The sequence below is a fragment of the Flavobacterium sp. LHD-85 genome (assembly GCF_030929595.1).
GTDB lineage: Bacteria > Bacteroidota > Bacteroidia > Flavobacteriales > Flavobacteriaceae > Flavobacterium.
The window spans coordinates 195,236-208,858 of the sequence record NZ_JAVFVR010000010.1; the positions used below are offsets into that span (position 1 = coordinate 195,236).

Here is a 13,623-nt window from a genome sequence, read left to right on the forward strand (position 1 = left end):
GGAATCTACGGAATCTGCGAAAGAAACTATTTCACGGACAAACTTCATAGGTTAAAAAAATTAAACTTAAAATAATAAACAAATGGCAAGTTTAGAATTAATGAAAATTACGGGATATACAGACGAAGAATTTCAAAACAAATTCTCCGGAAACCCGTATGCCTTCATGATTAATCCTGACAATATCAAAATACAGAAAAGCATCGAATATAACGAGCAGCAAGCACCCGCAACAAGTTCGGCTTCGCAAAAGTACAAAAGCACGCCAAGCGACAAACTGAGTTTTGAAATGGTGATAGACTGTACCGGAATAATAGATGCCAAACGTACTGATATGGCCAAAGAAATAACAGCATTAGAAACGATTATTTACACCTATAATGGTAAAATACACCGTCCTAATTTTGTAAAAGTACAATGGGGACAGAACATCACATTCAACGGAGTTCTCGATTCTATTGATATTTCTTATACGCTGTTTAAACCAGACGGAAGTCCGCTGAGAGCTAAGCTATCGTTGTCCTTCAGCCGTTACATTTCTCCAAAAACAGTAACTAGAACAGATGCTCCAGAATCTCCGGATCTTACCCACATTGTAAGCGTTTCTGAAGGAATGTCTTTACCGCAGCTGTGCCAGAAAGTATGGAACGATGATTCATATTACATACAGGTTGCAGAGTATAACAAGCTTAACAAATTCAGAAACCTAAATGGTATCGACAAATTGATTTTCCCTCCTATAAACCCTTCAAATTAATGAGTGCTTCAACTGAAATAAAAAGTGGCGGAATCGCAACATTTGTCGTAAAAGTCAACGGTTCACCCATAGCCGACGAACTAAGTGTGCTTTCTGTTCATATAGAAAAAAAGGTAAACCGAATTGCTTCCGCAAAAATTACCATTCTAGACGGAGAACCCAATACAGGTCAGTTTGACGCCAGTTCTTCTGCTATTTTTGTTCCAGGTGTAGCAGTCAGCATTGAAGCAGGATACGATAACACCAATACGGTTATTTTCTCTGGTTTAATTATGAGCCAGACCATTCGCGTTGATAATCTTGTCGGATCGGCTCTAGAAGTTGAATGTCGCGACAATGCTATAAAAATGATTGTAGGCAGAAAAAGCCTTACTTACTCCAAACAAAAAGACAGTGATATTATGTCGTCCCTTATAGGAAACTATTCGGGATTAAGTGCAGATGTTACGGCTACAAGCACAACTTGGCCAGAACAAGTGCAATATTATGTTACAGATTGGGACTATCTTTTGGCTCTTGCTGAAGCAAATGGACTAATAGTAACGACTTTAAACGGAAAAATTTCTGTATTTCCTCCTGATAAAACTACCTCACCGGTACTTACGGTAACATATGGCGATACGCTTCTTGAATTTAATGCAAAACTAAATGCCCTTACGCAGTTAGGAAATGTAGCTGCAAATAGTTGGGATTTTAAAACCCAAGCCGTTGTAACAGGAAATGCAGCGCCAAATGTGAGCGGATCAGGAAACTTAACCACAAAAAAACTATCCGAGGTTGTTGGGCTTTCTACCTATCAATTGCAGACTTCTGCTCCGTTAGAAAATGCAGATTTAACCAATTGGTCAAAAGCACAGGTTATTAAAAGTGAATATTCTAAAATAATGGGAGAAGCCAAATTTCAAGGCACAAATTTAGTCGATCCCGGAAAATATATGACCTTCGCTGGTCTTGGAGATCGTTTTAATGGCGATTATTTAATTGCAGGAGTTGTACACGATTTGTCGCAAGGAAACTGGATTTCTGAAGTCTCGCTTGGACTTTCTCCTTTTTGGTTTACCGAAGAACCAGATGTTATGGCACCGCCAGCTTCTGGTCTTGTTCCTGGAGCAAAAGGACTCTTTAACGCAACTGTAAAACAGATGTACGAAGATCCCGATTCTCAATATAGAGTTTTAGTCGATGTTCCGTTGTTGGATCCTAAAGGCGAAGGAATCTGGGCACGAATTACCAATTTTTATTCGACAAGCGGAGCCGGAGCTTTCTTTATGCCCGAAGTTGGAGACGAAGTCATTTTAGGTTTTATAAATGAAGATCCACGTTATCCCATAATTCTTGGAAGCGTCTATAGCAGCACCAGCATAAAACCTTTTGCGGGATTAGATCCAAACCAGAAAAATTCAGTAAAAGCCATTGTTTCCAAATCTGGAATCTCAGTGCAATTTGATGATGAAAACAAAGTATGGACTGTTGCTACACCCAATAAAAATACCATCATCATAAGCGATAAAGACAAGAAAATTACGATTCAGGACGAAAATAACAACAGTATTATAATGTCTAGCAGCGGTATTGATTTATCAAGTCAGAAAGATATCAATATCTCAGCAAATCAAAACGTAACCATCAAAGGAAATCAAGGTGTCAATATACAGTCAAGTGGCGGAGACGTTGCTCTAAAAGGCCTTAACATCAAAGAAAATGCAGATATGCAATACACCGCTCAAGGCGGACAAATGGCGCAAGTGTCTGGAGGAATGCAATTGACATTGAAAGGTGCGATGGTTATGATAAACTAATTATGAGTTATGAGTTATGAATTGCGAATAGTTAATCATTTACAATTTAAACTTTGACAAAGCTATACAGCATCGATTAAACAAATAAACAATTAACCGATTAAACAAAAAAAACTATGCCACCAGCAGCAAGACTTACAGACTTTCACCAATGTCCAATGGTTACTCCAGGAGTACCGCCAGTCCCTCATGTGGGCGGACCTATTGTAGGAGCCGGAGCGCCAACTGTTATAATAGGAGGATTACCAGCAGCCAAAGTTGGCGATACGCTAGTTTGTGTAGGGCCTCCAGATTCTATTATAAAAGGATCTGCGACAGTTATGATTTGCGGTATGCCAGCTGCAAGAATAGGAGATACAACCGCTCATGGAGGTTCAATTATGCTTGGAGCATTTAATGTGATGATCGGTGGATAATATAGCTCATAATGACACTGCCTTTTTAGGTTCGGGATGGGCGTTTCCTGTGTCTTTCTCTGCAGATAATTATATGTTGAATTTATCTGCCAATGAAACCAATATTAACGAATCTATCAATGTTATTCTAAACACTCACAAAGGTGAACGCACTCTTGAATCTGAATTTGGTTCAGGAATACAGCAGTTTATGTTTAGAAAAATTGACAGTACGCTTAAAGGCGAAATTATCGAAGCTATCAAGTTTGCCTTATTGCGTTACGAACCAAGAATATTGGTGCAGGATGTAAAAGTCGCATCAACCGATATTGCAAACGGAACAATAGAAATATTGATTAGTTACATCTATTCCAAAACCAATACAAGACACAACTATGTGTTCCCATTTTATGTAAAAGAAGGAACAAACTTAGACAAGAAAAAATGATTCTAATTGATCAAAATAGCGCTATAAATTCTCTCAACGAAGCACTCGTTCCGAATCCGTATTTAGTAGACGGAAGAACCGAGCAAGACTGGCTGCACTTTTTGGCAGAATTTAGCAAATTGATCAATTTCTATAATGACAGCAATACCATTCATGGCAACTGGAGTCCGTTTTTGCTAAAAGATCCCGTTTTCCTGATGGCTTCGATTTCAAAAACAAACTATAAAAAACTACATGCTGATTATAAAAATAGCTGTACCGAAATTCAAAGATTAGTCCAAAAAGAAAACGGCGGCATTCCGCATTCAAATGCTTTAAACAATCTTTTTGACCGCATTACAGCCATCTATAAAATTATAGAGCGCTGGACACATTATATGCTAAGAAATAACGAAATCTACGATCTTAAGACTTACATTTTACAAGAAGTAAAAACAAAATTAAGTGTTGATTTTTGGGCGATTCAATCTTTTAGAGAATATTTATGCAAATTATCTGTAGATGGTTTGTCTATTGCCTCAGCGCCTTTGCAAAATTTTAATTCTTTTGACAAAAGCGTCTGGTTCATCAATAAAGATAAAACTCCCTTTTGGCAGGTTTTCGGATTTGAAACAGAACATTACGTTTTACAGGAAACAAGTTCAATAACAGCATTCAGTCTGGATATTCTAACCAAAATTGGCGATAAACTATTTCAGTTTTTAGAAACCATAATTCATCATTCGGCAAAAGAATTCAAGAAATTAAACCTTAAAAAAGGGCATTTTCCAGACACTGTTCTATTGCGCTCTTTTGTAAATATTTTAAAAGTGCAGCAAGATCGTATGAATGGCCTTTCTGAGAAACATCTTGATTTTTATTATAAAGATATTCTAAAACAAACTAGACTCCCTGCAGTTGCCGATCACACCTTTTTGTGTGCCACACTCACAAAGCCAACAGCTGTTTTTACTTTACCAGCTGGAACTTTGTTTAATGCGGGCGTCGATGCGCAAAAGAATCCTATTCTGTTTTCTTCACAAAAAAATGTAAACCTAAATCCTGCTGCAATTGCAAGCGTGCACAAACTTTCTTATCAAGATAAAAATAATGCCTCTTATAATTTGCAGACTGTTGTTAAACCAACCGAAATTCAATTAGATGCAGAAAACAAAGCCATCAGTTGGGAAACTTTTGGTTCAGATGATCTTTCTCTAAATCCTTCTCTAATCGGAATTGGATTTGCTTCGCCAATGTTATTATTGCGCGAAGGGGAAAGAACTATAAACCTGACATTGGAATTTGATTCTTCCATAGATTTAAAAATCCTGCAAGAAGCCAATTACTTTTTGAGCACACAAAAAGAATGGCTAAAATTGGATTTGGCTTCCACAGATTTTACAGCAGACGCTACAAAACAAAATACTGTTTTTACCATAAAGATAAATCTTGACCCAACTGTGGCTGCGATCGAACCTTTTTTAGTTAATCCTGACGGACTAAAAAGCGATTGGCCGATGATGAAGATTTTGTTTCAGAATGTTCCAAATCCGCAGGAGCCTCCTAAAATTACTTCGATAACTATTGCTTTAAAAGTAACAGGTATTAAAACCTTTCAATTATATAATGATTTTGGGGAATTAAATACTAAAAACCCCTTCACTCCTTTTGGGCCAATTCCGTTAGTAAATGCCAATTTTATTATCGGAAACAATGAAATATTGAGTAAACCTCTAGACAGTTTTATTGTAGAAATAGATTGGGATAAAAGACCAGCCAATTTTGAATTGTATTACAAACAATACAATGATTATCTAAATCCACCGAATAAAGATGATAAATCAACGCTTCTAAAAAAAATTAAAATGTTACATCCAACAAAGCCATCTACTCTAATTCTACCCGAATTTAGAAATGCTAGCTTTATGGTATGCTTTGATATCATGCAAGACAAATCATGGGACGGTCTTAAAATGACAAAGATAGAAAGCAGTGACGTTGATAAGGTTTTCATTCCAATCAATGAAGTTCCACAATCCGTTTATTTATTCGATTCTGAACCTGAAGATGCTAATTATAATGTTTTAAGCACATCTAGCAGCTGTTACCTATATTGCAAACCAAGTGCTAGTTTGAGTACCATCGCGACACCAACAGCTGCTAAAATCTTGAAACCCGATCCAAACATTCAAAAAGAAGGTTTAAAGTTTACTGAAGAAAGTTCATCGGGATTTATAAAAATGACTTTATCAAGTCCAGAATACGGTTTTGGTTCAGAATTGTATGCCAATGTTGTGGCTAGTATTGCTCTACAAAACGGCAATAAACTTGCAATGGCAAAAGACAAGGAAGTAAAAGATTTTATTGCTGCCGCCAATGTACCATTTGCGCCAAAAATACAAACCTTTTCTGCCATTTATAATGCTAGCGTAACCTATAAACTTGATGGCACAGCTGGCGATTATCCGTTGCAGTATTTTATTTATGCTCCTTTTTCAAACTATACTGTATTTGATAGTGCTACAGCAGATAAAACCGAAACCAATTTATTCAGTACAGAAATCATTGGGAGTTCTGAGAATGATGCTGTAAAAGGCTTTCCGCTTTATCCTTCTTTTAATTATAACGGCGCCTTATTTATCGAACTAGATAATCTGATTTGCGATAGTACTTTGAACTTCTATTTTGAATTGGCTAGAAATTCGACTGCGCTTACCAATCAGAATAGCATTTCGTATTACTATTTAAGCGATTCTGGTTGGAAAAACATTCAGCCATTGTCTGATCAAACCAGCCAGTTTAGATGTTCTGGAATTATAGAAATTCCTATTCCGGCAGATTGCAATAATAACAATACCATAATGCCCGGAAACAAAAACTGGATTTCTATCGCCGCTATTGGAAATCTTGCTTCGTTTTCTAAAACCACTTTTATGCAAACCAATGGATTTAGCGTGCAAAGAACAGGAACTTCATTTTTGACCGATACACAAAGTCCGCAAATTGATGCAAACGTGATCACTAAACCAGAAATCAAGATTCCGGAAATAGGCACAATCCTTCAGCCTTTTGCTTCATTTGGAGGAAAAGCTGCTGAAGACAAAACCAATAGAAACAAAAGAGTAAGCAATAGCATTAAAACCAAAAACAGAGCCAGTACACAAACCGATTATTATACACTGATTGCCGAAAAATTTGATACTGTATACTATTCAAAAGTAGTTACTAAAAAAAGTGACAATAGCACAAATGTTTATTTAGTAAAAAAAATAGCGTCAGATAACGATTCCAACGCTTTTATTCCTTTGGTAACAAATGCACTCGAAATTCAGGTAAAACAATATTTAAGCGCCAATTCGTCGCCATTTATAAACCTGAACGTTTCCAATTTTAATCTAGAATATGTCACCATTAATATTTCAATTATAGTCGATCCAAACTATCAAAAGACATTGGTTAACAAAAATGTAAATCTCGCATTAAAGAAATATTTATCGCCGTGGATTTCCAATTGCCCTTCTGAAATAGAAATTGGCAAACCGCTTATTGATGCCAAAGTGAGCACATTTGTTCAAAATATTCAGGGAGTTCTTACTGTCGAAAATGTTTCCTTTTCAAGCTATTACATCAATCCCATTACAGGAGCGCAAACAGCTTTAAAAAGCGAAAAAAAAACTTTAATGCCTTACGGGCAGGCAACCCTTTTAGTTTCTGCCCCTAATCATAACATTTCATATCTGACATAATGGATACCAATAATCAAATAACAAAAACACAGCTTCCGCCGCATCAGGATTTTAATTTCCTGAAAGACGAAGCTATTGATTATATCCAAAATCATATTGGCACCGAATGGACCAACTTTAATCCAAGCGATCCCGGAATGACGATACTGGATCAGGTTTGTTATGCCCTTACAGAATTAGGTTATTGTACCGATTTTTCTATTCCCGATATTTTGACCGATTCTACAGGAAAAATGGAAATGGAAAATCAGTTTTACCTTCCGTATAAAATCTTGACAACTTCGCCTTATACCATTGATGATTACATAAAATATATCATTGATGGTATCGAAGAAGTTTACAATGCCGAAATAGTGACTTACAATGATAATCTTCTGCCCTTTAGCAGAGTTTATCAAGTATATCTGTATATAAATCCTGATATTACCGATAGCATTCAACGCGATACTATTTGTAAATCAACATTTTATTACCTTAATCAAAGCCGAAATATTAGTGAGCTTTTTAATATGCCAATTGAGCTTCAGCCACAGAATTGCTTGATTGGCGGAAAAATTGAAATTGAAAAAGATGCAGACGAACAAGCTGTTTTATTAGAACTGCAAGGCAAACTTCGCACTTATATTTTTCCAAAAATAGCTCAGGTAAATTACGATACTCTAGAAGAAAACGGATATAATGCTGCAGAAATATATGATGGTCCTTATCTTAAAAATGGCTGGATTCTAAATGAATCTATATTAGATAAAAAAGATACTCTCAAAACTATTGAATTAATTCCTGTAATTGAGTCTGTAGCTGGCATTATTTCAGTTTCAGGACTTCAGCTTTATCAGAATAATAATCAAGTTCAAACATTGCAATCAACTCTGAACCAAATAATATTTATAGATATTTTGGCTTCTTACGGAGAAAAAAAACTACAGCTAATCTGCAACGGAAAAGAAGTGCAAACAGATGCTTTAAGTCCATTGCAAATTAATCTCACCAAATATCAGGAAACAGCGATAAGTTTGAATAACAAACCTGCTATAAAATTGCCTAAAAGCAGTTTCAGAGACATTAACAGCTATTATTCAATCCAAAATACATTTCCACAGCAATATGGCATTGGCGACGATAAAATTGAAGATGATTCTGCACCTATACAAGTGGCACAATCACGTCAGCTAAAAGGCTATTTAACCTTATTTGATCAGGTTCTAGCCAATCAGTTTTCGCAATTGGCCAATGTTTCAAAACTATTTTCTTTTACCAATTCTGTATGCGGTTCGCCTTCAGACCAAGATGCTTTTTATGCGCTAAAAGATAAGTACGAGAAAAAACATTTAGAATATCCTGTTCCGTACAAAATGTTTTCTCCAAGCTATTTTTATCAATCGCTATACAATGTTCCCCATATCAAGCCTTTATTAAAAAACAATAATGTCTTTGAATACACTTATGGCGAAGAAAATAAAAAAGAACTGAAAGAAAAAAGCTGGCTAGAATATCAGCAGGATCCTTACAATGCTTACATCTTTGGAATGATGAAAATCATGGAGGAAGAAGATGTCAATTTTGAACGAAGAAATTCAATACTAGATCATCTGCTTGCCAGACATGGCGAATCGCCTAAAGTTATCGATGCCCTAATTGATGGAACGATATATACGGGAAATAAGAAAAAAGATCAGATCATTTTGAAGAGCTTGTATCTGCAAAACCTCGATTTATTAACCTATAACAGAATAAAAGCCTACAATTTTCTGACTGCTTCAAAAATAGCCCAGAGTAATAATCTCACTATTAAAAATGATCATTACGATCGCATAAATGAAAACATGTCAGATTTTATTTTTAAATCAGAACATCTTAATAAAAAAGAAAAATTAAGCAAAACTGATTGCAGCAATTTTTCGGGTTTTGAGTTAAAACTGAATTTACTTTTCGGTTTAAAAAATATATACAACAATTTTATTACGACTCAATTTGACACTTCCCAGAGTTCTATTGAAGACCAATTGAACGCCAATAAAACAATACAAAAAGTATATTGGTTTAAAGAAAACAGAAAAGGAAGCATCTTTATTGAAACCTCTATTCTGCTAAGTCAACTGAAATATAATTTCGAAATAATAAAGCAAAGTGATAGTTTAAGTTATAATATTCAAAATATTAATTTTCAATCAATAAGTAACATAAATTACATTTTAAATAATGCCGATCAAACTGTTTTGGATGCTCAGTTTCAAAGTGGTTATTTAGAATTTGCTACCGAGAAATATCTTTTGGTTTCTGGCGATTCGCAAACGGTAACGACTCCAGATTATACAAAAAGTAAATTATCCGATTACGCATTTCGTATTACAGTTTCTTCTGGAAACGGAATCATTACAATCAATGACGAACTTTTTAAGAAAAATGCAATCTTACTATTTCCTGATTTTATTCCAGAATTACAAACTCCAGAATTCAAAAAACGCTTAAAACTATTTCTTTCGATATGCCTTCCGACAAGCATAAAATGCGAATGCCTGTTTGTAAGTGTTCAAGAACTAGAAACTCTGATTCCTAGTTACAGTAATTGGCATGACAGCTTGCGTTTTAAGAACACTCAAGATTTATTGAATAAACAGGAAAATAATTTAGAAACGGCAAATCCTGAGATTTCTTCAGTGAATTTGATCAATAGTTTAACCTCAATTTTAGGAACGAAAAATGGAAGAAATAAATAGCCATATTGTATCGAGTCTAAAGTGGGACACAACTTTTGACCAGAAAAAAGAAAGTTACAGACTTCAGGAACGTTTGAGTGTCTGGAGCAAAATTAATTTGCCTAGAGAAGTCGCGACTATTTTTAATGAATTATGCCCGCAGGAACAAAGCTGGAGAATTGAGTCATTGGTACTTGATCTTGGTACTTGCGATTATGGCGATCTCGAATTTGATCTGAGCCGAAAAATACGCAATTTATTACGAGAGAAAATTGCCGAATTAATTCTGTATCAAAACAGTCAAAAACAAAACGGAATTGCGGTTTACAATAAAGAAAAATCAATTCTGGAAAATTTGATGGTCTTTTTATTAGAAGGATATCTCCCATGGAATTACCAAAACAAACAAGGTTCTGTAAACCAAATTATGGCAGAATTGCTTCAAAATAATCTAAGTGATGTTATTGCGATTATCAAGGAAACTGGAATGACGCACGAAGAGGTTAGAAAACGAATTGCTTGGCAGTTTGACGATAAGAATATAACCAAAATAATAGCAGCGCTTGAACCAAATAATAGTAGTTCTATTATTGAGTTTAGCTCAATAATGGTCAATATTCAAGTTAAAGAAACCATTATCCAGACTAGCACAATAAGTTTCAAAAAGAATCTTTGGTTCTTTATTCTTAACTTTTTATTGCTGGAACGCGGCACTCTGTTTAATAAGCTCGCTTTCATGAAAAGCAGTATTCTGCAAATGGCAAATCATTATAATATTGCTTACGCAGAACTTATTGTCCTAATCGAAAACACGATTGTAAAACTCTCTGATAAAACTTCTCAGAACAACAATTTTATTGCTTGTCTAAAAATACTGACTCAGGAATACGAAACTCAAAAAATTGAAAATCATTTACCTGATTTTAAGATAAATTACTGGAATTTACTTGAACAATTACTTAAATATAAAAACAGTCGAAAATTTAAAACCGAAAAAGACAATCTCAACGAGTTGATTGTAGCATTGAGCACTGAAAACAAGACAAAATTTAATGCGCTCATTCAGCCTATTTTTAAAGACGAAAACCTGCTTGCTTCTCTACTTCAGGATTTAAACGAAGCTTCAATAAAAGTGCTTTTTTCAAGATTGGACTCTACTCCATCTCTCCTTCAAATGGAATCGATACTATATTTGAATAAGCTGAGCCAGACTTTTAAACTCAAAACAAACAGTAAGGCTTTGTGGAAAATTGGAATGCTTTTTCTAATCAAAAATAAAAATGTTGACAATCGTGCGTTTCTGCTTTTCTGCATTAAAGAATTAGGCAGAAAAAACAATCTGAGCCACGAACATTTATTGGCGATGTTTACCAATGCTAAAATTCCTGCGACGGTTAAAAACAATAATTCAGCAACAATTTACACTAATCTCAATGCGATTTACTGCAAAGAAATAAATCGAAATAACTCTAATTATCCAGCCGTTCATTTTAAAAATCTGGTTGCGAAACTAGAACTAGAACTGCAAAAAAACAGCGCCAAAAGTGTCTTTTTCATTGATTTGCAAAGATCGCTAACGAGAACCATTTTGCTGCATCCGAAAATGGCTTTTGAGGTAATGCTTTCGTACGGAAATAAAGAAGTTTTAAAGAAAATACTTTCGCTGGTTCTTAACCGAGAAATACTGCAGTTATTGGTAAAAACTGCTAATTATAAAAAAACAAAGTTGGTACAAACCATTCAGGTTGTCTATGAAATCCTGAACGAAAAGGATAAATATGATTTCCCTGAAGAATTAATGACTGATAATTTATTGTTACTCGGAATGCAGGAAATATTGTTTCATCCCGAACATAACTCTTCTTTGTTTCTGGAAACTATTATTGTGGAGTTATCCAAGAAAGTAACCGATACAAGACGCAACGATTATTTTCAGTTTATAGCAAAACTGATTCAGTCCAAACGAATCAAATCTTTTGGAGTTGCTATCAAAAAGACATTTTTAAACCAATTAAAAAATACAAGTTCAATTGATCCTGTTGCGTTTGCATTATTAATTCAGAACACGTCACAGCAAGATCAACAGGAATTGGCTCAATTGCTAACAGTCAATTTTAATGATTCGGGATTTGTATTACTGCGAAAACAAGACAGAAAAGAAAGCGAAAATCTATTGCATTATTTCCTGACTAATGCGGTTGCTATAAAAAAGAACTGGATTCAGAAAACAACGGCTGTTATTAGCAATAGCATAAAATCGGTTTCAAAAAATAAAATTACTTGGGAATTAAACGAGCTTTTTTGGAACGTAATTTTAAAATATTCAGCTTATAAAGGCAATGAAATCTTATTTGAAAAACTGCTTCAGAAAGAGCTGAAATCGTACTTGAAAAGGACTATTTCAAAAGAAAAAATACAGCTGCAAAACGAAACAAAAACTTTCGAATCTACAAATTCTGCTGCAGAATTAGAACATTTTTTTGAAAGCGAAATGATTTCTGATTATGCAGTTTCTAACGGAATTTCAGAGTCTGTTAATTCAGACCTACTTTTTGAAATTCAGGAATTATCAGAAAAAGAAAAATACAGATTGATTTTTAATATAATTATCGAACGCCAGATTCCTTCTGTTTTCGGCATTTCTAAAAGCATAGAAATCAAAGATATTCTGAATGTCTTTATGGTAAAAGAGCCTCAGATTTTCTTCAGGGTTATGAAAAAAGAATTTATTCCCGAGGCGCAAATGGATTGGCTTTGCCGTACTATCAGCTTTCATAATTTGTGCAATGCCGTAAGCCAATTGGATAAAAACAGAGAATCATATTTGAGAATTCTAGAAAAATTCAATCATGTATTGGGAGCTGTAACCATCAAAGGTTTGGCTTCAAAAGAAATGCAGCATCTCTTGCTTCGAAAACTTTTAAAGGCTGTTGTCAATGATAATTGGAGGCTTATTGCAATTGATAAAATATGGAATGAATTGATCTGGGAAGTAGTGACAAAAAAAGGAATTTCTAAGAAAAACTTTCTAGCAGACATGGAAAAATATATCTATCAGTTTCCGCCTGCTTTACAGCTTGGTTTCAAAGAAATTCTAAGAACAGAAAAACAAACTGCACCAATTTTAAAACAAACCGAAATACTATCGAAAATGGAACTAATTAAAATTAAAGAAAAACCAAAAACTAGCCTCAAGCAAGGCGTTGCGGTTAGAAACGCAGGAATTGTGCTCTTAAACGATTATATCGCAATGCTGTTTGCCCGATTGAATCTAACCTCTGAAAATAAATTTATAAGCAACGAACATCAGGTTAGAGCCGTGCAGTATTTGCAGTACGTCATTACGGGAATGCAGGAAACCGAAGAGGTTTATCTGCCTTTGAATAAAGTTTTGTGCGGTCTGCCATTGACAGACACTGTACCTGATTTCATAGAAATATCTGATCAGGAAAAACAATTAATAAACGGTTTAATACAAGCAGCAATTTCGTACTGGCCAGATATAGGAGATTGCTCTATAGATGGTTTTCGGGGAAACTGGCTTGTTCGTGACGGAATTCTGGTAGAACTGGAAGACAAATGGGAACTTACAGTAGACAAAAGAGCTTATGATATATTGATTAATAGATCTCCTTTTGCCTTTTCGATTATAAAATACCATTGGATGGACAAGCCTTTGCATGTCATTTGGCCTTATTAAGAAAATATTGTCCTTAAATTCTTAAACACATAGAAACATAGATTTTATACATAAAAAAGAGTACAAAAGGAAACAAGTTTCTTAAACATAGTTCTAGCTATGT

The 13,623-nt window shown here is 34.8% G+C and carries 7 protein-coding genes; all 7 read left to right on the forward strand.

Features of this window, described 5'->3' with window-relative positions; translation table 11 throughout:
- Window positions 1-82 precede the first annotated feature (82 nt).
- The 7 genes from RB618_RS17165 (at window position 83) to RB618_RS17195 (ending at window position 13,520) form a co-directional block, all read left to right on the forward strand.
- Entirely contained in the window at window positions 83-757 is a 675-nt protein-coding gene (locus RB618_RS17165) for a hypothetical protein (protein ID WP_308069861.1), read from the forward strand.
- Window positions 757-2,556 carry a type VI secretion system tip protein VgrG gene (vgrG, locus tag RB618_RS17170; RefSeq protein WP_308069862.1) on the forward strand — a complete coding sequence of 600 codons (1,800 nt, stop codon included), beginning with the start codon at window positions 757-759 and terminating at the stop codon, window positions 2,554-2,556. The genes RB618_RS17165 and vgrG overlap by 1 nt, the downstream gene beginning before the upstream one ends.
- Before the next feature lie 116 nt (window positions 2,557-2,672).
- The gene (locus tag RB618_RS17175) at window positions 2,673-2,972 is read left to right on the forward strand and encodes a PAAR domain-containing protein (protein ID WP_308069863.1); all 300 of its coding nucleotides are present in this window, start codon (window positions 2,673-2,675) and stop codon (window positions 2,970-2,972) included.
- Entirely contained in the window at window positions 2,965-3,399 is a 435-nt protein-coding gene (locus RB618_RS17180) for a GPW/gp25 family protein (RefSeq protein ID WP_308069864.1), read from the forward strand. The genes RB618_RS17175 and RB618_RS17180 overlap by 8 nt, the downstream gene beginning before the upstream one ends.
- Complete coding sequence (locus RB618_RS17185; RefSeq protein ID WP_308069865.1) at window positions 3,396-7,124, forward strand: baseplate J/gp47 family protein; 3,729 nt, start codon at window positions 3,396-3,398, stop codon at window positions 7,122-7,124. The genes RB618_RS17180 and RB618_RS17185 overlap by 4 nt, the downstream gene beginning before the upstream one ends.
- A complete protein-coding gene (locus RB618_RS17190; protein ID WP_308069866.1) occupies window positions 7,124-9,841 on the forward strand; it encodes a hypothetical protein in 2,718 nt (905 codons plus the stop codon). Before RB618_RS17185 ends, RB618_RS17190 begins: the two co-directional genes overlap by 1 nt.
- The gene (locus RB618_RS17195) at window positions 9,825-13,520 is read left to right on the forward strand and encodes a contractile injection system tape measure protein (protein WP_308069867.1); all 3,696 of its coding nucleotides are present in this window, start codon (window positions 9,825-9,827) and stop codon (window positions 13,518-13,520) included. The genes RB618_RS17190 and RB618_RS17195 overlap by 17 nt, the downstream gene beginning before the upstream one ends.
- Window positions 13,521-13,623 lie beyond the last annotated feature (103 nt).

Coding starts and splice junctions, on each gene's coding strand:
- RB618_RS17165 (WP_308069861.1), top strand. CDS start 83: ATGGCAAGTTTAGAATTAATGAAAATTACGGGATATACAGACGAAGAA.
- vgrG (WP_308069862.1), top strand. CDS start 757: ATGAGTGCTTCAACTGAAATAAAAAGTGGCGGAATCGCAACATTTGTC.
- RB618_RS17175 (WP_308069863.1), top strand. CDS start 2,673: ATGCCACCAGCAGCAAGACTTACAGACTTTCACCAATGTCCAATGGTT.
- RB618_RS17185 (WP_308069865.1), top strand. CDS start 3,396: ATGATTCTAATTGATCAAAATAGCGCTATAAATTCTCTCAACGAAGCA.
- RB618_RS17190 (WP_308069866.1), top strand. CDS start 7,124: ATGGATACCAATAATCAAATAACAAAAACACAGCTTCCGCCGCATCAG.
- RB618_RS17195 (WP_308069867.1), top strand. CDS start 9,825: ATGGAAGAAATAAATAGCCATATTGTATCGAGTCTAAAGTGGGACACA.